Annotated in this window: 25 protein-coding genes; 9 read left to right on the forward strand and 16 right to left on the reverse strand. The window is 53.5% G+C overall.

Annotation, left to right across the window (positions count from 1 at the left end; all coding sequences use genetic code 11):
* Positions 1–8: 8 nt before the first annotated feature.
* From cobM to cobJ, 3 genes are read right to left on the reverse strand one after another with little or no spacing between them, the layout of a single operon-like run.
* Entirely contained in the window at positions 9–1,775 is a 1,767-nt protein-coding gene (gene cobM, locus EHV08_RS06995; protein WP_126678687.1) for a precorrin-4 C(11)-methyltransferase, read from the reverse strand.
* Positions 1,772–3,004 carry a precorrin-6y C5,15-methyltransferase (decarboxylating) subunit CbiE gene (gene cbiE, locus EHV08_RS07000; RefSeq protein ID WP_126678688.1) on the reverse strand — a complete coding sequence of 411 codons (1,233 nt, stop codon included), beginning with the start codon at positions 3,002–3,004 and terminating at the stop codon, positions 1,772–1,774. The genes cobM and cbiE overlap by 4 nt, the downstream gene beginning before the upstream one ends.
* Entirely contained in the window at positions 3,001–4,428 is a 1,428-nt protein-coding gene (gene cobJ, locus EHV08_RS07005; RefSeq protein WP_126678689.1) for a precorrin-3B C(17)-methyltransferase, read from the reverse strand. Before cobJ ends, cbiE begins: the two co-directional genes overlap by 4 nt.
* Positions 4,429–5,755: 1,327 nt before the next feature.
* Between cobJ and EHV08_RS07020 the strand changes: the two genes are divergently transcribed.
* From EHV08_RS07020 to EHV08_RS07060, 9 genes are all read left to right on the forward strand, one after another.
* Positions 5,756–5,971 (forward strand): hypothetical protein, encoded by a 216-nt coding sequence (locus EHV08_RS07020; RefSeq protein ID WP_007366490.1) that lies wholly within the window; start codon positions 5,756–5,758, stop codon positions 5,969–5,971.
* An 11-nt stretch (positions 5,972–5,982) separates the two neighbouring features.
* Positions 5,983–6,204: a hypothetical protein gene (locus EHV08_RS07025; RefSeq protein ID WP_007366491.1), complete on the forward strand. Its 222-nt coding sequence runs from the start codon at positions 5,983–5,985 to the stop codon at positions 6,202–6,204.
* A gap of 13 nt (positions 6,205–6,217) precedes the next feature.
* Entirely contained in the window at positions 6,218–6,640 is a 423-nt protein-coding gene (locus EHV08_RS07030; protein WP_007366492.1) for a PcfK-like family protein, read from the forward strand.
* Positions 6,641–6,642: 2 nt separating this feature from the next.
* Entirely contained in the window at positions 6,643–7,932 is a 1,290-nt protein-coding gene (locus EHV08_RS07035; RefSeq protein ID WP_014224642.1) for a PcfJ domain-containing protein, read from the forward strand.
* 24 nt (positions 7,933–7,956) lie between these two features.
* Positions 7,957–8,214 (forward strand): hypothetical protein, encoded by a 258-nt coding sequence (locus tag EHV08_RS07040; RefSeq protein WP_007366494.1) that lies wholly within the window; start codon positions 7,957–7,959, stop codon positions 8,212–8,214.
* 20 nt (positions 8,215–8,234) lie between these two features.
* Entirely contained in the window at positions 8,235–8,468 is a 234-nt protein-coding gene (locus tag EHV08_RS07045) for a DUF3873 domain-containing protein (protein WP_007366495.1), read from the forward strand.
* Complete coding sequence (locus tag EHV08_RS07050; protein ID WP_007366496.1) at positions 8,465–8,710, forward strand: DUF6956 domain-containing protein; 246 nt, start codon at positions 8,465–8,467, stop codon at positions 8,708–8,710. Before EHV08_RS07045 ends, EHV08_RS07050 begins: the two co-directional genes overlap by 4 nt.
* Before the next feature lie 45 nt (positions 8,711–8,755).
* Positions 8,756–9,064, forward strand: coding sequence for a hypothetical protein (locus tag EHV08_RS07055; protein WP_007366497.1), 309 nt, complete (start codon positions 8,756–8,758; stop codon positions 9,062–9,064).
* 117 nt (positions 9,065–9,181) lie between these two features.
* A complete protein-coding gene (locus tag EHV08_RS07060; RefSeq protein WP_007366498.1) occupies positions 9,182–9,403 on the forward strand; it encodes a DUF7688 family protein in 222 nt (73 codons plus the stop codon).
* Between the two features lie 63 nt (positions 9,404–9,466).
* Here EHV08_RS07060 and EHV08_RS07065 read toward each other — a convergent pair whose 3' ends face one another.
* Genes EHV08_RS07065 through EHV08_RS07125 form a run of 13 tightly spaced genes read right to left on the reverse strand, consistent with a single transcriptional unit; the run spans position 9,467 to position 20,242 of the window.
* On the reverse strand, positions 9,467–9,994 hold the full coding sequence (locus EHV08_RS07065) for a glycoside hydrolase family protein (protein WP_007366499.1): 528 nt from the start codon (positions 9,992–9,994) through the stop codon (positions 9,467–9,469).
* Positions 9,991–10,494: a DUF3872 domain-containing protein gene (locus EHV08_RS07070; protein WP_007366500.1), complete on the reverse strand. Its 504-nt coding sequence runs from the start codon at positions 10,492–10,494 to the stop codon at positions 9,991–9,993. The genes EHV08_RS07065 and EHV08_RS07070 overlap by 4 nt, the downstream gene beginning before the upstream one ends.
* 25 nt (positions 10,495–10,519) lie before the next feature.
* Positions 10,520–11,389 (reverse strand): toprim domain-containing protein, encoded by an 870-nt coding sequence (locus EHV08_RS11870; RefSeq protein WP_007366501.1) that lies wholly within the window; start codon positions 11,387–11,389, stop codon positions 10,520–10,522.
* Between the two features lie 8 nt (positions 11,390–11,397).
* On the reverse strand, positions 11,398–11,973 hold the full coding sequence (locus tag EHV08_RS07080) for a conjugal transfer protein TraO (RefSeq protein WP_007366502.1): 576 nt from the start codon (positions 11,971–11,973) through the stop codon (positions 11,398–11,400).
* Between the two features lie 2 nt (positions 11,974–11,975).
* Positions 11,976–12,962: a conjugative transposon protein TraN gene (gene traN / locus EHV08_RS07085; protein WP_007366503.1), complete on the reverse strand. Its 987-nt coding sequence runs from the start codon at positions 12,960–12,962 to the stop codon at positions 11,976–11,978.
* 55 nt (positions 12,963–13,017) lie between these two features.
* On the reverse strand, positions 13,018–14,367 hold the full coding sequence (gene traM / locus EHV08_RS07090; protein WP_007366504.1) for a conjugative transposon protein TraM: 1,350 nt from the start codon (positions 14,365–14,367) through the stop codon (positions 13,018–13,020).
* Positions 14,348–14,656, reverse strand: a complete 309-nt coding sequence (locus tag EHV08_RS07095) for a TraL conjugative transposon family protein (RefSeq protein WP_007366505.1) — start codon at positions 14,654–14,656, stop codon at positions 14,348–14,350. Before EHV08_RS07095 ends, traM begins: the two co-directional genes overlap by 20 nt.
* 6 nt (positions 14,657–14,662) lie before the next feature.
* Complete coding sequence (gene traK / locus EHV08_RS07100) at positions 14,663–15,286, reverse strand: conjugative transposon protein TraK (protein WP_007366506.1); 624 nt, start codon at positions 15,284–15,286, stop codon at positions 14,663–14,665.
* 31 nt (positions 15,287–15,317) lie between these two features.
* Entirely contained in the window at positions 15,318–16,322 is a 1,005-nt protein-coding gene (gene traJ, locus EHV08_RS07105) for a conjugative transposon protein TraJ (protein WP_007366507.1), read from the reverse strand.
* A gap of 3 nt (positions 16,323–16,325) precedes the next feature.
* Positions 16,326–16,955: a DUF4141 domain-containing protein gene (locus EHV08_RS07110; protein ID WP_007366508.1), complete on the reverse strand. Its 630-nt coding sequence runs from the start codon at positions 16,953–16,955 to the stop codon at positions 16,326–16,328.
* A gap of 23 nt (positions 16,956–16,978) precedes the next feature.
* Positions 16,979–17,359, reverse strand: a complete 381-nt coding sequence (locus tag EHV08_RS07115; protein ID WP_007366509.1) for a DUF3876 domain-containing protein — start codon at positions 17,357–17,359, stop codon at positions 16,979–16,981.
* A 49-nt stretch (positions 17,360–17,408) separates the two neighbouring features.
* Positions 17,409–19,913, reverse strand: coding sequence for a TraG family conjugative transposon ATPase (locus EHV08_RS07120; RefSeq protein WP_005850488.1), 2,505 nt, complete (start codon positions 19,911–19,913; stop codon positions 17,409–17,411).
* Positions 19,910–20,242, reverse strand: a complete 333-nt coding sequence (locus tag EHV08_RS07125) for a DUF4133 domain-containing protein (RefSeq protein WP_007366512.1) — start codon at positions 20,240–20,242, stop codon at positions 19,910–19,912. The genes EHV08_RS07120 and EHV08_RS07125 overlap by 4 nt, the downstream gene beginning before the upstream one ends.
* Between the last annotated feature and the right edge of the window lie 5 nt (positions 20,243–20,247).

Below are 20,247 nucleotides of genomic sequence, written 5' to 3' on the forward strand. Positions count from 1 at the left end.
CACACTACTTATACCCCCTCCCTGAACAAATGTGTGAATTTCCTGTCATATAGCAACGACGTATTTGAGCGGTTATCTATCGCATCGCCCACCACAATCATCGTTGTCAGCGTGAGGTCGTGACTCTTTACTATCTCTGCGAGGTTCTTCAACTTACCGCGATATATCGCCTGATCTTTCCATGTGAGATGATAACAGGCGGCAACGGGTGTGTCTTCGGGATATTCTTCCAGCAACTGCGCCTGCACATCGTCCACTATCGACGCACTGAGGAAAATGCACATCGTACTTTGCGAGCGAGCCAGCAGGTGCAGTTTCTCACGCTCCGGCATCGGTGTGCGCCCCTCACCGCGTGTCAGTATTATTGTTTGACATCGCTCCGGAATCGTGAATTGCGACCGCAGTTCGGCGGCGGCGGCAAGGAATGACGATATTCCGGGCGTGATATGATAACTCATTCCGTGCTCATCGAAGAAAGCCATCTGCTCCTGTATCGCCCCGAAAATGCAGGGGTCGCCGGTGTGTAGGCGCACTATGAACGCACCGCGGTCATAGAAACTCTTCATCAGCGAGCACTGCTCGTCGAGGTTCATGTCTGCCGACGAACGCACCGTGGCACCGTCTTTGGCGCAGAGAGTGAGTTCGCGCGGCACCAACGAGCCGGCATATAATATAAGGTCGGCACGCTCGAGCATTCTCCTTCCACGCACAGAAACGAGGTCAGGGTCGCCCGGACCGGCACCGACAATCTCGATATGTCCGCGCCTAAGCCACTTGCGGTCAATCGCTGCGGCAACGGTGAAGTTGCTTCCTTTCTGCTTTTCCATCAACATTTCGCCACCATTCGACATCAGCAATGCCGCAGCCTCGCTGACACTTGGCGTTCCCACATGCTTCGCCACGACATCACTTGGCGTGGGGACAGTAATCTCTGAAAGTTGTTCTGCTGTGAAAAAGGTGAAATTTTCGCCGTCGGCAATAAGTCGTTTCACCACCGGTTCATCGCTTTTTATGTCTATCGTGGCATATCGGCAGGACTCATTCATTATACCCTTTGCAGCAATCACCGAGCGTATATTATCGATAACCTCCTCTGTCGGTCCTGCCTGATGTGCCAATCCGATGCCCACCGAAACTGCACTTGGAACGAAATGTAGGCACAGCATACCATCCGGCACGGCATGACGGAATGGCGAAACGATGATGCACAGCGCGAAATCCTGTTGCGAGAGTTCCTCCTCACTGCTCACTATGGTGACATGTTCGGGGCGTGTTTCCTCCAAATGGTCTGTTCCGCGGTCGCGTGTTTCAAGCCATAGAGCCGTTGGCCGCCTGTTTACGAATGTCGTTATAATATCGTTCATACCGTTATTGGGCACCGCTTTCCAGCCGAAGTCCTCGCCAATGGTATCGAGAGCCCACAGCCCTTGGTTGTCACTCTGCGTGGTGATGACAGGCATAGCACCTATTGCGGCAGCCACCTCGCGCGTCAGTTGGTTTGCTCCTCCCACGTGTCCCGACAACACCGAGATAACGTTGCGCCCCGTACTGTCAATGCATATCACAGCCGGGTCGGTGTGTTTGTCGCCGATGAGCGGTGCTATCGTTCTCACACAGATGCCCATTGCACCGATGAATATAAACGCCTCGCGCTCGGTAAAGAGTCGTTCAACATCCTGACGACTTATCATGTCAATGTCTCCGCCGATTGTCTTTTTCAAGGTTTCGGCTATGTTGTCACCCTCTTGGGTAACGGTTATGATTGATATTCTCATTTTTTTCTTGCTTTAAGAATGTTTATCGGGTGATATGAATCTATGGTAACGCGCATGGGTTGTTCCACGCTCATTCCCGCTTCTGCGGCAGCGTTGTTGAATATCTCGATGCTGTCGCGCGGAATGCGCGGGTCGGTAGTGGTTTCCACCGCCACGCAGTTATACACCATCACTCCTCCTGCAATCATCTCCCGCGCTGCTTTCAGCACCATTTCGCGCAGGTGTCCGCCATGTCCGCCAATGAATACGGCATCAGGTGCGGGCCATTGCGACGTGTCGGCAGCGAGGAAATCGCCCATCGAGATGTTTATTCCCGGTGTCCCGAAACGTCGTGCATTGGTGTTTATGATGTCTTCACATTCGCTTCGTGTCTCAAAAGACGTAACGTGCAGGTGAGGGAATTGCTGCCGTGCCTCTATCGAAACCGAGCCGGTGCAGAACCCGATGTCCCACAGCGAGTGTCGTTGTTGCAGTTCGAGGGCGGCGAGTGTGAGGTGACGTATCGCCGCCTTGGTTATCATCAGCGGTCTGCCGGGCAGCGGAACAAACTCTGCATCGGGAATAGGCATTATCTTTTCGCGCTCCTTTACGGCCGTTATAATAACGCAGTTTGGCATGGCGGCATCATATTCGGCAGCCTCATCGAGCGATACCGAGCACACCCGCTCACCACTGTCATTGCCGAGCAGTTCGCCTATGTGCATCACGTAGTTGTCATACCCATACTCCAACATTCGCCGTGCTATGGCCGCCGGTGTGTGATTTCTGTCGGTGAGGATTCCTATTTTCGGTGTCCTCCTTATCAGTGCAGCGTCAAATTCGTGCCACGGGCGACCTGTCAGTGTCACCGTGTGCATATCGTGATAAGGCAAAAGCAATCGGTGTGCAAGTGTTTGCAGCAAGTTGAGTGTGGGCATTGTCTTTATCACGGCCTCCGGAATGCGCCGTTGTATCGTAGCGGCGAAGCCGAAAAAGAGCGGGTCGCCGGAGGCAAACACCACTATGGTCTCGTCTATCTTTGCATATTCGGCAAACACATCATCGAGCGGCACCGTTATGTCTATCCACCTTGCATGCTGCGGAAGCAGATGGGCAACGATGTCGTGGTGACGCTTTCCGCCCGAGAAAACATTGCCGGAGGAAATCGCAAGCAGTGCTTCCTTCGACAATGACGGCTCGCGGTGGTCGTCTATGCCTATTACTATATAGTCGGTTTTTCCTTGTGTCATACGTCTCTGCCGGGCATTAACTGTTGTGCATCGTCCCATGCCAAGATGCTGTTTACCAATGTTGCGGCGAGGTTACTTCCTCCCTTGCGCCCTTCAACTATTATTTTCGGAACGTCGCGGAACACCTTCACCATGTGCTTCGACTCGCACACATGCACAAAACCCACCGGTGCGGCGATGATGCCTGTGGGCTTTGCCTTGCCTTGTCGCATCAGGGCGCATAGTTCCATGAGTGCCGTAGGGGCATTACCGAATACGAACAGCGCATCGGGATGCTCCTCTGCTGCGAGTCTTATGCCTGCCTGAGTGCGTGTGATGCCTTTCTCTTTTGCCATTTCTGCCACACGAGGGTCGGCGAGATAGCATTTCACCTCTATTCCCATTCTGCTGCAAGCCACCTTGCGAATGCCTGCCGCCGCCATCGTAACGTCGGTGATGATGGTGTTCAGTCGGCCTTTTTTCATCTCCTCGAACATTCGTGGCACGGCCTTCTCGGTGGTATATACAACCTCTTCCATAGAGAAATCGGCAGTTGTATGAATGGCATGCAGCATCGGCCAAAGACGATAGAGCGGAATGTCGGGGTTGCTCATCTCCGAATGTATGGTGCGGAAACTCTCCATCATTATCTCCTGTCCCACGCCCATCTCTTTCTTTTCGCCGGCATTGGCAGCATCGGTCTCACGGTAATATCCGCGCGGCGTTATCATCGAACCGTCGTGAATGTAACTCTGGCTGTTGCCGATTATCACCACGGTGAACATATCTATCTTTTCCGGGTCAAACTCTCCGAGTGTCGTTCGGAACACTTCCTCTTCCGGACGGCCTGCCTGACGCACATATCCCACAGGTGTTTCAGGTGAGCGGTGCATGAGGAATATCTCCTGAAGGCGGTACAATTGCCAGTATCTGCCATTGCTTTTGGGGTTGTAGATGGCAGTGACGAAGTCTGCTTCGGCAGCCGCAGCGATGCGTTTCTCTATCGTTGCCCAAGGGGTCATCAGGTCGCTGAGAGAGATTACGCAGAAGTCATGACCTACCGGAGCACCAAGCAGTGAAGCCGCTTTCTGGAAAGCCGATATGCCGGGCAGCGAAACAATCTCTATGTCGGCATCGGCATACTGCCGTTTCATCTCGTAGATGAGTGGTGTCATGCCATAAATGGCGGCATCGCCACTGCTTATCACCACCACATGCCGGCCCTTCATCGCCATGTCGAATGCCTGTTGTGCACGGTCGCGTTCACGTTTCATTCCCGTGTCTATGCACCGACACCCTTCCTTTACATAATTCTCTATGAAGCGGAAATAGTATTTATATCCCACCACCACGTCAGCCTCGCTGATGGCCTTTATCACTGCCGGCGTGATGTCGGCCTCGCTGCCCGGTCCTATACCTGCAACGGTAATCCTTGCCTTACCCATATTTCTTGATTAAATTCCTATCTGTTTATCCGAATGCAAAAATACAAAAAAAAGTCCAAGCATGTTTTATTTCTCAAATCTTTTTTATTTATAACGAGTTCGGCGTTGTAAATATCAGCAATTTGGGCTAAATTGAAAAACAAAACAGGCGAAATTGCAATGCAAAATGGGCGAGATTGCTGACCAATTTCGCCCATTTTGTATCGCTGACAATAATCTGTTGTGACAAGATTGTTTGCCTTTGAGTGGTTTTTTGATTATTTTTTGAAAAATAAAGTAAAATTGTCTTGCGTTTAGAAAAAATAATTGTATATTTGTGGCATGAAGTTACGAAAAGAGTGTAATTTATTGGAACTGAGCGTAGGTTAATTGCTCATGATAGTAATAGGTTACGATTTAGTTAGTTATCTACTGCATCATCCTTCTGCGCGTTGCGTAACCTTCAAAGAACTCTTCGTATGCAAAAGTAACAATAAAACGGGAGATTTTGAAATGAATCTCCCTAATTTTTTCTTCTCATACAAGTTTTTCCGTAAAAGCGGTTTTGTCCGTCGGCACACCATCGCCCAAAAGGATTTTGGTCGAACGTATGCCGACTACGCATAAGCGGAGAAAAGGGCTTTGCCTCACGCCTAAACAACAGTTTAGACTAATGATGCAAGGCCCATTTCTTTTGTGCTTATGCCAAAGAGGTGCTTTTACGGGTTTCTGACGATTTTTCTTTTTCCACTGTTCCTTTGAGCCGTAAGCGGAAAGCCGTGTCTGACCGCCCGATCCATAAATGGAACAAGCCGTCACACACGGCAGGCAAACCGGGAAGAATGATTTTATCCGTCCGACCGTACACGCTCGGCCAGACATATAAAATCATACTTCCTTGCCGGTGGTTTGCCCGGTTTCACGCCTCCGGCTATGTCCCTTTTCCTTTTGGCGTTTTCCCTTTTTTACGGATTTCTCTTTTGAAGTTTTCCTGTCCAATCTGCCTCCACTTCCGTTTACCTCCATTTTCGCGTCTTTCAGTGAGCCGCATCAGATAGTCATTTCCGTTCTGGGCGCAAAGGTAATTCCGGGATTGGACGGGAATGCAAGGTCAAGCCTCCTGTTTTCGGAAAAAATCTCCAGCCCTGCGGGTAGTATTTTTCCCGAAAAACCTTGCATTCCCTAATCCCTACCTTTTCAAGCACCCGAAACGAAAACGACCGATGCGACAGAAAGACGCATAAAAAAAATGTCGGATAAACGAGAGGCAGATAAGATAGTTTGAAACTCAACTCCCTCAGCTCTTGAATCCGCATTAAAAAACAAAAAAATCAAAAACAGCGAAGATATGACGGCAACGGCAAATTTCAGACAAATGGCGCAGTACATAGGGCTTGCGATATGCGGCTTGATGGTACGCACCGCCTTCGGGATGTTCGGCATCTTTTGGGGCATTATTAGAGAGATTGTAAACGGAGTGTTCCGAGTGGCGATAGGTGTAATCGTGGCTATCCTTTCCACTATTGCCTTCTTCGGCTTCATCCTTTGGTTATTCACCCTTTAACCCCTACTGACATGGCAAAGAGAAGCAGCAAAACGGCAGCGCAGCAGTGCAGATACTACGAGGTGGACAACATCTTCGTGTACATGGTGGAAACGTACATCAACGGCAACATATCCGTGTTCCGTGAACTCTACCGAGAACTGAACAAGGACGCACGGAGGGACTTTACAGACTTCCTTCTGAGCGAGGTAGAGCCGACCTATTGGAGAGAAATACTGAAACAGACAATCTAAAAAAGACAGCGATATGAAAGGAACAGAACATTTCAAGAGAACGATACAGATGTATCTGGAGCAGCGTGCAGCGGAAGATACGCTCTTTGCGAGGAACTACCGCAACCCTGCCAAGAACATAGACGATTGTGTCACCTACATTCTCAACTACGTGCAGCGGAGCGGTTGCAACGGCTTCACGGACGGGGAGATATTCGGGCAAGCCGTCCACTACTATGACGAGAACGAGATAGAGGTAGGCAAGCCCATTCAGTGCCAAGTGGCGGTGAACCACGTTGTGGAACTCACGGCAGAGGAAAAGGCGGAAGCACGGCAGAACGCAGTCCGCAGATACCAAGAGGAGGAACTCCGCAAGTTGCAGAACCGCAGCAAGCCGAGAACCGCCACCAAAGCGACCGCACAAGAAGTACAACAACCCAACCTATTCAATTTCTGATTATGAAACCGAGAACACCCATACAGCAGGAAGTCGCACGATTGAGCGAGCGACTGCCGAAATTGACCGCCACACAGAGGGCTTACGCTTTCCGCCATTGCTTCAAACATTACGCCATCAAGAGGGCGGACGGCACGAACATCTGCACCGAGTGCGGACATTCGTGGAGGAGTGAACACAACCTTGCGGACACCGTTTGCGGATGCACCTGCCCGCATTGCGGCATGGAGTTGGAAGCGTTGCGCACCCGAAAGAGCGTGTTCAGCGAGAACGAGTATTTCTGCATCATCACCACCTGCAAGCAGTACCAAGTGATACGCTTCTTCTTCGTCAAGTCCCAATACAAGGCAGGGCAGGCAGCCGGGTATTCCATTTATGAAGTGGTGCAAAGGTGGATTTCGCCCAAAGGCACAACCGTCACCATTGCCCGACTGCGTGGAATGTCCATACTTTACTACGACCTATGGGCGGAATACAGCGACATGGAGGTACGCAAGAACAACAAACTCCGTGCATACGATATAAACCCCGTCTGCACCTATCCCCGACAGCGTTTCATACCCGAACTGAAACGCAACGGCTTCAATGGCGAATACCACAACATACTGCCTTACGACCTTTTCACGGCTATCCTTTCCGACAGCCGAGCCGAAACGCTGTTGAAGGCAGGGCAATACCCCATGTTGCGCCACTATATCCGCAGTTCCTTTGACATAGAGAGGTATTGGGCATCCGTAAAGATATGTATCCGCAACGGCTACACCATTGCTGACGGCTCCATGTGGCGTGACACCATAGACCTCCTGCGGCATTTCGGCAAGGACACGAACAGCCCGAAGTACGTCTGTCCCTCCGACCTCAAAGCCGAACACGACAGACTTATGCACAAGCGCAACAAGGAGATAGAACGCAAGAAGTTGGAGGAACGCATCCGCCAAGCGAAGAAACACGAGAAGGCATACCGCAAACTCAAAGGCATATTCTTCGGCATCGCCTTCACGGACGGCACTTTGCAGGTGCGTGTGTTGGAGAGCGTTGCGGAGTTTGCAGCGGAAGGGACGGAACTGCACCATTGCGTGTTTTCCAACTCCTATTTCCTTGAAAAGAACTCTCTTATCCTATCCGCTACCATTGACGGCAAGCGCATAGAAACGGTGGAGGTTTCCTTGAAGACATTGGAAGTGGTGCAAAGTCGTGGCTTGCACAATTCCAATACCGAGTACCACGACCGCATTGTAAACCTTGTGAACAGCAACGTGAACCTTATCCGCCAGCGGATGGAAGCGGCATAGTATCAACCTATAATACCCAATAGTATGGAAGTAAAAATTGAAAGCATGGTTTGTCTGTGGGACGATAAAATCCCCACGATGTTCCTTGAATTTGTGAACCTCCTCACTCTTGCAACGAGTGAGGAGCAGTTAAGACGGAGTGTAAAGAACTTTGCCGAGAAGCACGGACTTGACAGGTTTTTCCTTTACGGCTTCGGTTCCCACCATTTCTACCTGCACCAACGCTACACGAGCGACCCCGAAATGGTGATGAAGAACAGAGTTTTGTCAGTACATTTTTAACCACCCTAAAATCAACGATTATGGCAACACGGATGACCATCAACGGAGTAAGCACCTGCACGGAAGCAGGTACGGAGAAATACGAGCGTTTCCAATTAGGTATCGGCAGACGCAAGCGGACACTTGTGCAGTACGACTACCGCCACCCCACAGACGGAGAGTTGTTCTCTTGTGTCAAACCCACATTGGACGAGTGCCGAGAAGCACGGGATGAGTGGCTCACGGCAAAGGAAGGAAAGGAGGACAGACGATGAACGCAGCCTATCAAACGCTGATAGTGAAGTTCAGTGAGCCTATCAAAGTATTGGACGGCATCTTTGACGATGCCGAAGCGTGGGGAGTTGATACCCTAAAAGGGTGGATAGACGACTACGAGAGCAGCAGGTTTACCGCCATCAACAGCCATACGGCAGTCATCACAAGCGAGTACAATATGGAGTGCCTGATGGAATGGTTGAAACGAAACACACCCATTGCCGAGATAACAGAATGTTAAACAAGTTGGCGGTGTCCGCACCGCCAACCTACAACCAAGAAAAGCATGATAGCGAAGACTATTTTACAGCAGATAGGCGGCAGACGCTTTGCCGCCATGACGGGAAGCAAGGACTTTATAGATATGGGTAACGGACTGCGCATGAGCCTTGCGAGGAACAAGACGAGTGCCAACCGCCTTGACATCATCTACGATGCCGGCTTAGACCTCTACAATATGCGTTTCTACCGCAGGACGTTCAGCAAAAAGACATTCGAGTGCAAGACGAAGGACATCGAAACACACGATGGCATATATTGCGATATGCTGGAAGAAATGTTCACGATGGTAACAGGACTCTACACCCATTTTTGAGTGGCGGCGGACAAAGCCGCCCTACTTTCTTTCGGTGAGCATGACGGCGGACAAAGAAAGTAGCAAAGAAACCGCTGTCCCAATCTACGATAGTATTCACAAAAACAAGTTTCAATCATGGAAGAAATCAGACAGAACGGAAAAATCATCCTGCACAGCGATGACGGAACAAGCATAAGGATGATTTTCAAAAACCTCACGGGCAGGATTTTTCAAGGTCAGGAATATGTGGAGTATATCCGGCATATCGCAATCGGGGAGATGGGATTTTCGCCCGGCATCATAGAGCATTGCAGGGACGGTGAAGTAATCGGCAAAGGAAAAATCCCGAATGTATGAAAAGCGGAAACTCCGATGAAGTTGCGGCTTCATCGGAGTTTCATTTGTCAGGCATTTGCCATGTTACGGAATGTACAGCAGCGCAAACTCCGCCTTTCTCCGTTTGAGCAGCATGGCGTGCCGTTTCCCCTTGTAGTTGCAGAAAGCGATATATTCCCGGTAAATGTTCCTGTCGCCCGCCTCCAATTTTCGGATCAGCGTGCTTTTGGGTATCTTCCCGCTCCCCAAAAGCCGGTATGGACCGACATTGTAGGCGAGCGTGGCAAGGAGCAGACTGTCACGCCCGAACTTACGGAACATGGCGCAGAACTTACGCAAGTCTTTCCGCAGGAGTGCGTCCGCCTGCCGCTTCGTCATGGTGCGTGCCGAATACCTTTCCCCCGGCTGCACCTGATGACCCCAGCCCACGTATGGGTGGTGTTTCTCCGAGTGCCAGCCTTCAAAATACTTCGTACAGCGAACCGCCCGCTCAAAAGGCGGCAGGCGGTAGATTGCCGCCTGCCTGTCCGTCCCCTTCCGACGGCTGTCCCGTGCGGACACGGAGCAGACCGCCAGCAGCGAACAGAGGATAGCCATGAATACACGCATCATCTTGGCAGAGGTTTGTAATTGCCTATGGGGATGACGGTCTGAATGTCGTCCTTCACGTTCCGGTTGTTGAAGTCAAATTCCAATTCGTAGGAATTTTTGAAATTGTCCTCCACCACCACGATGAAGTTGTGCGCCTCGTCGCCCTCAGCCGTATAGTACAGCCGGAACTTCTCGTTTTCGAGCAGGTAGCGGTCATTGGGCAGAAAAGTAATGCCGCCCGCCATTTTCAGCGTGCCTTCCCCTTCGAACTGGAAATACCGGATGGTGTAGAGCGTGTTGGCGTAATCGCCCGTCCTTTTCAGTTCACAGCGGATTTCCACCGTCTGCCCCTTTGTGACCTTGTTCGGTACGGGCATCGTTTCCACCGTGAACGGATAGGATTGCTGGATGTCCATGTCATCGTCACACGATGCGAGCGTGAGCGACACGGCGGCGAACAGGCAGAGTGCCAACGCCTTGAAGATGGATATTCTCTTGTTCTTGTTGTTCAGTATGTTCATTGTCCTTTGATTTTTAAGTTATTGTTCATTTCTTTTTTGCTGTCAGTTGCAGATACTCGTTCAAGTCCTTGCAACCGTCATAGAGTGCGGAACAGTTACAGACACGTCCGCCGTAGTGTCCTTTGAGGGCTTCCAGCGTCCTCCGCCCGGCTTCGTCACGGTCGAGGAAGCAGTCGATGCGCCCGTACCCGTCTAAGTGTTTTACCGCCTTACCCACGTTGGCGACGGAGTTCAGCACAAGGCTGTCGCCTGTTTCCAATCCAAGCGTGGCAGCGGAAAGGAAGTCCATAAATCCTTCAAATAAACTGCACACGCCAGTCGGAGAACTTTCCATTTTGACCAGCGACACATCCTTCGGCGGCACGCAACCCTTGAAATAACGGCTCCGGATTTCATAGCCGCCAACCACGTTCTGGAAACCGATTGCGAAATACCGTTTTCCACGCACGCCGTAGTTCAAGCGGCAGCAGTGACGGGATGCAACGGCATAAGGGATGCCCCGTTCCGCCAGATACTCTGTTAATGGTGAGCGGAGCAGTGGGACGGCTTCCACCCCCTCAAAGGCAGGTTCGGACGGTTCCGGCAGGTACAACGGCTTTTCCGATGCGACAAACGGCATACGGGCGGTTTCCGCTATGAATCTTGCCTGCGCCATGAAGTCACCGCTTCGGGCAAACTCCCCGGCAAGCGTGAAGATGTCACCGCCCTTGCCCAAACCGAAGTCGTACCAGAGCCGTTTCGCCACGTTCACACGGAAAGAGGGCGTGCGCTCACTGCGGTACGGCGCACGATACCAAAGTTCGTTTCCGCTCCTTCGGACAGGCTCATGCCCCAACCGCGCGAGAAAGTCCGCGAGGGATATTTGCCTCATGGTGTCTATATCCGTCCGTTCCATGCCGCGTGTCAGTTGATGACGAACTTGATGCCCACCCCGAATTGGGTATGGAACTTCTTCGTGTCGCCACCCCACAGGCAACGCTCCCGGAGGTTGGCGAGCAGGGCGATACGGTCAGCCACGTAAAACTCTACATCGAGCGTCAGCGCACCGCCGTAGATGAAGGCGTCCCGGTCGTGCAGTGTCGAACCGTCATGCAGCACTTTTTCGCCCCAATTCACCGATTCATACCCGGCGAGAGCCGAAGCCCCCGCATAGACGAACACGATTTTACGGGCATCGGAAAGTATCTTGAAATAGTAGCCGCCTTCCGCCGTGAACTGCGCCACAGGTATGGCGGTGTCCTTGTACGGGTTGTTTTTCAGGAGATACTCACCTCCGAACACCCATTTGTTCCCCTTCTTCGTGTAGGTGGAGAGAGCCGCCCCGAAACTGTACCCGCCGTCGTTGCCGCCGGGTTTGAAGCCGTCCGCCAGATTCGCCCTGACCTCGATGCCCTGCATCTTCGGCAGGCATCGCTGGGCGTGCGCCTGCCCCGTGAACAGGGCAAGCGACGCGATGATTATTGCGATGTACTTTCTCATGGTCAGCGCACTTGAAGTTCGTTGATGGTATTGGCGCGCACCAAGTCCTCGTTCTCGATCACGAAGGACTGGTGACGGCCGCCGTTCTTCTCGTTCAGCTCCACCACGAGGCACTTGCCGTCGGGTATGGTGAACTTCGCCATCGTGAAGACCGTGCGTTCGCTTTTTTTGCCCGGCACGAGCGTGGCGTAGTTCTGCGCGCGGAGCGGCAGGATGATACGCTCCTGCACGGCGGTACGCTTCGCCACCTTCTTGTCCACGATTTTCCATGTGATGTAGTCCACATCGAAAGGCACGTTGCTCTGGTTCTTGATTTCCGTGTGGAAATACAGAAGCCCGTTGTGCGTGTAGATGCCTTTCAGAAGGTACTGGATGCCGAAACGCTTGCAGCCGATATGCTTCACCTCACGTTTGTTCTGCTTGTGGATGGACTTCATGATAAGGCGCACCAGCATCGGACTTTCGCTGCCTAATTCTTTCAGGTAGATTTCCTGCGCGTTGTTCGGACGGTTCACCGCCTCGCCGTCATGGATGAAGTCGCACATCTCCACGTTGAGCAGCAGCGGTTCGGCGGCGTATTTCACGTTGAAGGTGTAGAAACTCCCGTCCTCCGTGATGACGGACATGTTGGTTTCGTTCGGGAAATTCCTCACGGTAGCCTTCACACGGATGACGTTCTCCGCTCCGTCGGCTTTGCCCGCAATCAGGTCGGGCGAGCCTAAATCGACATAGCGCACCTCCGCCGGGAAGATGACATGCACGGTCTTGTCGTAGGTCACTTCCAAGCCGTGCGGGGGAACCATGCGGTCAAAGCCCAGCTTTCTCGTCAGACCGTGATACAGGTCGCCGTCCGCCTCCTTCTGCGGATAGACCTCTTTTGTCAAGGTCAGTTCTTCACTTCCGTTGGTCGTTTCAACGGTTACGTTTTCCTGCGCGTTGGCAGTTGCGATGCCCATAGCGAGGGCAAACATCATGATTACTTTTCTCATTTTACTTTGAATTTAGTGGGTTGTTGTTATTGATTGGATTTCTTATGATTATACATCAGTTCTTCTCCTGATAGAGCATGACCCTGTACCCGGCTTTCAGATGCACTTTGACGGTGCGCATCTTCTTGGCAATGTACTGGCTCGTGCCTTGTATCAGCCCCTTGCCCAAGTCGGAGGCGAGCTGCGCCCCGGCATTGGTGGAGATGTTGATGCTACTGCCGAGCGAACCGCCCATGTTGGCGGCAACCTCCCTGACGGCGTTCATCTCCATCGAGTTGGGGATGAATATGCCGGGCTGCCCGTCCGTGTCATAGACCTCCAACTCCACCGGGATAACCGTACCGTCGTGTTCCAGCGAGGTGATTTCGATGCCGAGCCGTTCACCCTGAATCTTGGCTGCGCCGACCACCACCGCATTACGGGGGATGATCCGGTCTGCTACCGCCATCGGCTCCAACAGCCGCAACCTGACCGCCTGCCCGTCCGTCACGCTCTGCGCCCCATAGACGCATGCCGGTATGGTGTTCCTGTCCGGTACGGTTGTAACGCCCACCGCCGTGTTGAAACTGCGGTTGCGTTCCTGCGAGAAGGAAGCGACAAATTCGGCATTGCTCATGGGCTGTCCGAGCGAGGACACCACCTGATGCGTCACTTGCCTGACGGGTTTTGCCGTGTTCTTTCCGGTTTTCTGCACGGGGGACGGCTCTGCGGTCTGTCCCGCTGCCGCCTGCGTGCCGTTCTGACCGCCCATGTACTTCGCCGCCAGTTCGTAGGATTTTTCCATGAGTGCCACCTGCTCGTCCATCGTGGAGCTTCTCTCTTTTCCGCTTTCCAGTTCGGATTCGAGGGTGGCGATGCGTTCCAGCAGCTCGTCCATCTCCGCATTGTCGTTCTTCGGCTGCTCGTAGAAGTTGCCGAGCGTGGCATTGAGGTCACGGTAGGCGGCTGCCGAGGACTGGATGGTCTTCGGTGCTGGCTTCACCGCCTCTTCCGTTCCGCCGGGATTGGCAAGGTCGAAGTCGCTGTCCCCATCCGCTTCCACCGTTTCGCGGTCGAACAGGTCGCCCAACTGCTGCATGGCGCGGCTGCGGTTCTCCTGCCGTTCCTCCATTGCCCCCTGCTCGTAGGCTTTCGCCTTGTCACCGATAATCCGGCGGTTCTCCTTGTCCGCATCGGGCATCTCGATGTTGTAGCCGCTTGTTCCCGGCTCCTGCTCCTTGCCGGAGGACGGGGCGAATATCAGCCACATAGCCCCGATGAATACCAGCACCATAGCGGGAAGCACTATCATTTTCTGGCGTTTCAGCCGTTGGGCTTCGGTCAGCGGCTTGCGCTCCTTTTTCGGCTTGTCGTTGCCGGGAGCCGCCTTGTTTTCGTTCTTGGGTTCATTCTTCGTCTGTTCCATATAAATAAGGTATTACATTGTGATTGTTATCCGGCTTCACGGACAGTTCCACCTGTCCGGCATGGTCTATCTCCATCCGGCTGCCGTCATTCCTGCCGATGTCATAGACGGCTTTACCGAAGGTGTAGAGGGCAAGTGCGGCGAATGCGATGAGCATCGCCAGCACGATGCGCCTGCGTGTCTTCGGCGGCAAGCCGTCCAGATACCCTTTGAGCCGTTCCACCAGCATTTTCTTTTTGTCGTGGAGTTTCCAGTACGCACTCCACAGTGATTTCTTGATTTTCTTCATGTCCGTTTACCTTTTGATGGTTTGTAAATCTTTGTTCTCGATGATGGTGAATCCCTCGATGGTGAACCCGTTGGGGTTGTCGTCCGAACGGGACGAGTTCAAGAGGCGGCACGTGGTCACGAGGCTGCGCTCTGTGACGTTGCTCTGCCGGATGATTTTCTGCGTGGCGTAGGTCACGGTGCGGTAGGGATAGCCGTTGAAGTCGCACACCACGCTGTCCACCTTCAGCACTTGGTTGATGTTACCGGCGATGATGCGGTTGTAGTACCCCTTCTCGGCGAAGTCCGAATAGTAGTTGTACACGCTCTTGTCTGCCAGCAGCAACGCACGCTTCACGTTGTGTTCTATCGCGCTCTTTTCGGGCGAGAGCGTGAAGAACAGCTCGTGGAAGCGGCGCACATGCTCCCTCGCTTCCGCCGGACGGTTCTGCGAGAGGTCCTGCGAGAGTGCCAGCATCAGCGACTTGCCGTTGTCCAGCACATAGATCTTTTCCCGCTGCCGCTCCGCGAAGCGGTAGGAACTCCACACGCTCCATACCGTTATCACTGCGCACAGCGAGAGGAAGACGATACCGAACAGGCGTATCTGCCTGAACGATGATTCGATGTTTTTGAGTGACTTGAATTCCATTTTACTTTTTCCGTTTATAATTCCACATTGATTATTTCAGCAGTTTCCCGGCACGTCCGACCATGTTGCCTGCGGTAGCACCCGCCACGCTTCCCGCCATGCCTCCGGCGCGTCCCGCCATCTGGTTCACGTTGCGCCCGTAGCCGCCCATGCCCCCGGCTTGGATGATCCAGCCCGCCACCGTCGGAATGGTGAAGTAGCCGATGATGCCGATTATCATGAACACGATATACACCCCGTCGCTGGAATCCAGCGAGAAGTTGGGGTCGGTCTGCATGCGCTCGATGTCGCTCTGGAGCATCAACACCTGAATCTTGGCGAGTATGGTGCTGAATATGTCCGACACGGGCAGCCACAGATAGACCTGAATGTAGCGGCATATCCACTGCGTGAGCGTGCTTTGGAAGCCGTCCCACACCGATATGGCGAAGGCTATCGGACCGAGTATCGCCAGCACCACGAGGAAGAAGGTGCGGATGGTGTCTATCACGAGGGCGGCGGCTTGGAACATCAGTTCCAGTATCTCGCGGAAGAAGTCGCGGATGCCCTTCTTCATCTTGTACATCCCCCGGTCGATATACATCCCCGCCATCGTCACCATGTCGGAGGGCGACCAGCCCAATTCCTCCAGTTGCTTGTCAAACTCCTCGTTGGACACGAGGTAGGCGGTTTCGGGGTTGCGCACCATCGCCTCGTATTCCAGCCTGTCCTTCTGCTCCCGGTACTTGTTCATGTCCAAAGTCTGCGTTTCGAGCAGTTTCGCCGTACCCTGCACGACGGGCGAGAGGACGCTGTTTATCGTGCCAAGCACCACCGTAGGGAAGAACATGATGCACAGACCGACGGCAAAGGGACGGAGCATCGGGAAGACGTCTATCGGTTCGGCTCTCGCCAACGACTGCCATACCCGGTAGGCGACATAGAAGAGCGCGCCCAGCCCGGCGATGCCTTTCGCCACGCCCGCCATGTCGGCGCACAGCGGCATCATCTGCTCGTAGAGCGAGCGGAGAATCTGGTGAAGGTTGTCGAACTCCATAGGCTACCAGTATCTTTCGTTCATGCTCCCGTACAGCCCCATGATGCGGTCAAGGTCGTTTTTCTTCTTCGCACGCAGGTAGCTCACGCTGATATTCTTGTTGGTGTAGTAGCTCACGAGGTTGCGGTAACGCTTCATCTTGGAGTGGCAGCGTTCCACCACGTCCATGCGCTCCTTGTCCGTCATGGAGAGCGTGGTGATGTTCACCACGTTCTTCAACTCCGTAAGCACGTCATTGGATTCCTCCAGCAGCTTCGTGTACCCGAAGGCGATGGCTCCGAGTTCCTCCACCGTGAAGTTGTCGTCGCGCAGCATCTTCTGGAAGCTGGTCACGTAGATGTCCGTGATGTCGCCTACCATCAGTATGGTCTGCTGCACCTTGCGGGCGTCCTTGACCAGATTGTTCACGGATTTGAGGGCGTCGTAATACTTCTTGCCCTGCTCGTAGATTTTCACCGTTTCCTGAAAGTTATTCACCATGTTCGTGGCGGTCTTCGAGGTGTGGATGATGTTCTTCGAGGCATTGATGATGCCCTGCGCCAGATTGCCCGGATCGCTCACGACCCATTGGGCGGAAGCCCTGCCCGCGAGAAGCAGGCACAGGCAGATGACGAATGTTATTCTTGTTCTCATGTTTCTTTGGATTTTAGCGGTTCTTATTTTCCTGCCGGAGTTTCCGGCTGCGGCTTCACACGCACGTAGTCCCCGTTCGGTGAGAAGGTCAGCACGTCGGTGGCTTCGTTATACGCCACGTCGATGCGGAAGCCGGTGTTCATGAACAGGTTGCCGTTCTCCTCCTGCAAGAGGTAGGTTTCCGGTTTCAGCCTGCGGCGGATGCCGCTCCGTTTGAATACCGTCACCTTGTAGGCTTCGCCCTCCTTGTAGATAAGCACGTCGGGCTTGCCCTCCACGCTTTCCCAATTCCCGCACAGCAGGTCGCGGCGGTTCTCCGCCACGTCGCAGGATTGCAGCACCATGACCGCCAATCCGATCAGACACTTGCTGACTTGCAGCATCTTCATTCTTGATATGCTCATACGCTTTTCTTTTTTCGTTGATAAATCTGTTTTACCGATTATTGATTACTTACTGCTTGTTTCTCCGTCTTTCGGCAAGCTGTCGGATGGCGGCTTCGATGTCGCCGCCCAATTGCTCCGCCAGACGGTACACCTCCACCTTTTCCGTTTCCTCGGTGGTGTACGCCAGATACTCTTCCGCGCTCACCTCGGTGGCATAGACCGCCGACTGCGTGCCGCCCAAGCCTATCCACACCTCCTTGTAGAGCCGTGAGGGGTTGTTCGCCATGTTGATGGAGAGTATCTGCGACTTCTCCTTCTCCGTCAGTCCGAGCAACGCCTGAATCTGGTCGAACTTGTTCATGTACTTGCGCTGGTCAAGCAGGATTTTACAGTCCGAGTTGTTGATGATGCTCTCCTTGACGACGGGCGAGGAAATGATGTCGTCCACCTCCTGCGTCACCACGATTGCCTCACCGAAGTATTTGCGCACCGTCTTGTACATATAGCGCAGGTAATCAGCCATGTTCGCCGACGAGAGAGCCTTCCAAGCCTCTTCCACGATAAGCTGCTTTCTCACACCTTTCAGACGCCGCATCTTGTTGATGAAGGCTTCCATGATGATGATGGTCACTACCGGGAACAGTTCGCGGTTGTCCTTGATGGAATCGATCTCGAAGACGATGAACCGTTTGCCCAGCAGGTCGATGTTCTCCGCCGAGTTGAGCAGGAAGTCGTAGCGTCCGCCCCGGTAATACTGCCGCATGGTGGTGAGCATGTTGTCGATGTTGAAGTCCTCCTTCTCCACCTTGATGTCGCGTTCCGCCAGTTCCCTGCGGTAGTCGTCGCGCATGTACTCGTAGAAGGTGTTGAACGAGGGGACGATGCTCCGGTCAGCCCTGATGCGCTCGATGTAGGCACTCACGGCACTGCCCAATTCCCCGCTTTCGGTTTTCGTCACCTTGTCGTCCTCCGACTTCCAGAGCGTCAGCAGCAGCGTCTTTATGCTGTCCTTTTTCTCCACGTCGAACACGTAGTCGTCGGTATAGAACGGGTTGAAGCTGATGGGCTTCTCCTCCGTGTAGGTAAAATACACGCCGTCCGTGCCGCCCGTCTTGCGCCGTATCATCTCGCATAGCCCTTGATAGGAGTTTCCCGTGTCCACCAATACCACATGCGCGCCCTGCTCGTAGTATTGCCGCACGAGGTGGTTCATGAAGAACGACTTGCCACTGCCCGAAGGACCTAATACGAACTTGTTACGGTTCGTGGTGATGCCCCGCTTCATCGGCAGGTCACTGATGTCGAGGTGCAGCGGTTTTCCCGTGAGCCTGTCCACCATCTTGATGCCGAAGGGCGAGAGCGAGCTGCGGTAGTTGGTTTCCTCCGTGAAGAGGCACACCGCCTGTTCGATGAAGGTGTGGAAACTCTCTTCCGCCGGAAAGTCCGCCGCGTTGCCGGGCATAGCCGCCCAATAAAGTGTCGGGCAGTCGATGGTGTTGTGGCGCGGCACGCACTCCATGCTTGCCAGCTGGCTGCCCACGTCGTTCTTTATGTGCTTCAGCTCTTCCGCGTCGTCGCTCCACGCCATGACGTTGAAGTGCGCCCGCACCGAGGTCAGCCCGTAGGAGTGCGCCTCGTTCAGGTAGCGGTCTATCCACTCGCGGTTGATGCTGTTGCTCCGGCTGTATCGGGATAACGACTGCATATTCCTTGCGGACTTCTCGAATTTTTGAAGGTTCTCCTCGCTGTTGTCGATAATCACGTACTGGTTGTAAATGTGGTTGCAGGAGAGCAGCAGCCCCACCGGGGAGGCGAAGGAGAGGCGGCAGTCCGAGCGGTCGGTGGAGAGTTTCTCATACCGTGTGTCGGTAGCCACCGTGCCGGGAAGGTCTTCCGCGTCGGACAGGGTGTGCAGGCACAGGCGATTGTCGCCGATGCGCATCTCCCGTGCCGAGAGGTCTATGTCCTGTAACGTGGCGTCGCCTTCGGGCATGAGCGAGAAGTAACGCTCTATCAGTCCGGCTTTGCCGTCTGTCCCCACGATCTCGTCGGTGGAGAGGCGGCGCAGCCTGACAAAGCCGCTGTCGTTGATGATGCGCTCGAACTGTTCCGCAGCCTCCATGAACTTCGCGGCTGTTTCCTTGTCCAGTTCCTTCGGGATGATATGCCCCCGGCACAGCGTGCTGAAATTGCTCTGCATCCGGTTACGCTCCTTCGTCGTCTTGGTCAGGTAGAGGTAGCACGTGTGCTTCAGGTACGGTCGCTCGTTGAAGTGCCGCTCGAAAGAGCGGCTCAAAAAACTCATGTCGTCCTTGTGAAGTTCCGGCGTGTACTTCTCCTTGATGAACCAGTCCTGCTTGTGGACGACGGAGAAGTCCGGCAGCACCTTGATCGCCTTGCACCAGCAGCCGTGTATAGCCTCGTACTCCGCACCCGTCACGGTATAAAGCTCCGGCAGTTCCACCTCGAAAGCCACCGTGATGTCGGCGTCTTTGGAGATGATGCAACCTTGCTCCACCGCCAATAGCGGGAACTTGTTTTCCAGTGTTGTCATTTTGGATGTATTCCTCATGTCGTTTCTTCCTTTCGTTTCCGTTTGAATAATCGGGTGATCCGCCGCCGGTTGATAAGGTATCGGGGATGGCTCCTTGTTGCCCCTAATTTCATCAGTCCGTGTTCGCCGTACCGGGCGTTCAGCGCGAAGGTCTGCCATACGAGGATGGAAGACGATGCCACGCCGAAGCCGATACATACCCACTGGTCGATGCCGACCATGTAGAGGATGACGAACAGGACGAAGAGAGCCAGCAGACCTCCGCAGAAGATGAAGAGGTACTGAGCCTTCAAACCCTTGAACTCTACCGGACGGCCGATACCCTTGTTTATCGGGTATTCAGCCATACATT

This window comes from Prevotella koreensis, assembly GCF_003977605.1.
Lineage (GTDB): Bacteria > Bacteroidota > Bacteroidia > Bacteroidales > Bacteroidaceae > Prevotella > Prevotella koreensis.

Excerpts from the sequence above, each read along its gene's own strand:
- traN (WP_007366503.1), bottom strand. The coding sequence starts at position 12,962 with ATGAGAAAAGTAATCATGATGTTTGCCCTCGCTATGGGCATCGCAACT.
- EHV08_RS07070 (WP_007366500.1), bottom strand. The coding sequence starts at position 10,494 with ATGAACATACTGAACAACAAGAACAAGAGAATATCCATCTTCAAGGCG.
- cbiE (WP_126678688.1), bottom strand. The coding sequence starts at position 3,004 with ATGACACAAGGAAAAACCGACTATATAGTAATAGGCATAGACGACCAC.
- EHV08_RS07115 (WP_007366509.1), bottom strand. The coding sequence starts at position 17,359 with ATGAGCATATCAAGAATGAAGATGCTGCAAGTCAGCAAGTGTCTGATC.
- EHV08_RS07120 (WP_005850488.1), bottom strand. The coding sequence starts at position 19,913 with ATGAGGAATACATCCAAAATGACAACACTGGAAAACAAGTTCCCGCTA.
- cobM (WP_126678687.1), bottom strand. The coding sequence starts at position 1,775 with ATGAGAATATCAATCATAACCGTTACCCAAGAGGGTGACAACATAGCC.
- EHV08_RS07035 (WP_014224642.1), top strand. The coding sequence starts at position 6,643 with ATGAAACCGAGAACACCCATACAGCAGGAAGTCGCACGATTGAGCGAG.
- EHV08_RS07030 (WP_007366492.1), top strand. The coding sequence starts at position 6,218 with ATGAAAGGAACAGAACATTTCAAGAGAACGATACAGATGTATCTGGAG.
- EHV08_RS07045 (WP_007366495.1), top strand. The coding sequence starts at position 8,235 with ATGGCAACACGGATGACCATCAACGGAGTAAGCACCTGCACGGAAGCA.
- EHV08_RS07095 (WP_007366505.1), bottom strand. The coding sequence starts at position 14,656 with ATGAAGAAAATCAAGAAATCACTGTGGAGTGCGTACTGGAAACTCCAC.
- EHV08_RS07055 (WP_007366497.1), top strand. The coding sequence starts at position 8,756 with ATGATAGCGAAGACTATTTTACAGCAGATAGGCGGCAGACGCTTTGCC.
- traJ (WP_007366507.1), bottom strand. The coding sequence starts at position 16,322 with ATGGAGTTCGACAACCTTCACCAGATTCTCCGCTCGCTCTACGAGCAG.
- EHV08_RS07060 (WP_007366498.1), top strand. The coding sequence starts at position 9,182 with ATGGAAGAAATCAGACAGAACGGAAAAATCATCCTGCACAGCGATGAC.
- EHV08_RS11870 (WP_007366501.1), bottom strand. The coding sequence starts at position 11,389 with ATGGAACGGACGGATATAGACACCATGAGGCAAATATCCCTCGCGGAC.
- EHV08_RS07020 (WP_007366490.1), top strand. The coding sequence starts at position 5,756 with ATGACGGCAACGGCAAATTTCAGACAAATGGCGCAGTACATAGGGCTT.
- EHV08_RS07065 (WP_007366499.1), bottom strand. The coding sequence starts at position 9,994 with ATGATGCGTGTATTCATGGCTATCCTCTGTTCGCTGCTGGCGGTCTGC.
- traM (WP_007366504.1), bottom strand. The coding sequence starts at position 14,367 with ATGGAACAGACGAAGAATGAACCCAAGAACGAAAACAAGGCGGCTCCC.
- EHV08_RS07080 (WP_007366502.1), bottom strand. The coding sequence starts at position 11,973 with ATGAGAAAGTACATCGCAATAATCATCGCGTCGCTTGCCCTGTTCACG.
- EHV08_RS07025 (WP_007366491.1), top strand. The coding sequence starts at position 5,983 with ATGGCAAAGAGAAGCAGCAAAACGGCAGCGCAGCAGTGCAGATACTAC.
- EHV08_RS07125 (WP_007366512.1), bottom strand. The coding sequence starts at position 20,242 with ATGGCTGAATACCCGATAAACAAGGGTATCGGCCGTCCGGTAGAGTTC.
- cobJ (WP_126678689.1), bottom strand. The coding sequence starts at position 4,428 with ATGGGTAAGGCAAGGATTACCGTTGCAGGTATAGGACCGGGCAGCGAG.
- EHV08_RS07040 (WP_007366494.1), top strand. The coding sequence starts at position 7,957 with ATGGAAGTAAAAATTGAAAGCATGGTTTGTCTGTGGGACGATAAAATC.
- EHV08_RS07110 (WP_007366508.1), bottom strand. The coding sequence starts at position 16,955 with ATGAGAACAAGAATAACATTCGTCATCTGCCTGTGCCTGCTTCTCGCG.
- EHV08_RS07050 (WP_007366496.1), top strand. The coding sequence starts at position 8,465 with ATGAACGCAGCCTATCAAACGCTGATAGTGAAGTTCAGTGAGCCTATC.
- traK (WP_007366506.1), bottom strand. The coding sequence starts at position 15,286 with ATGGAATTCAAGTCACTCAAAAACATCGAATCATCGTTCAGGCAGATA.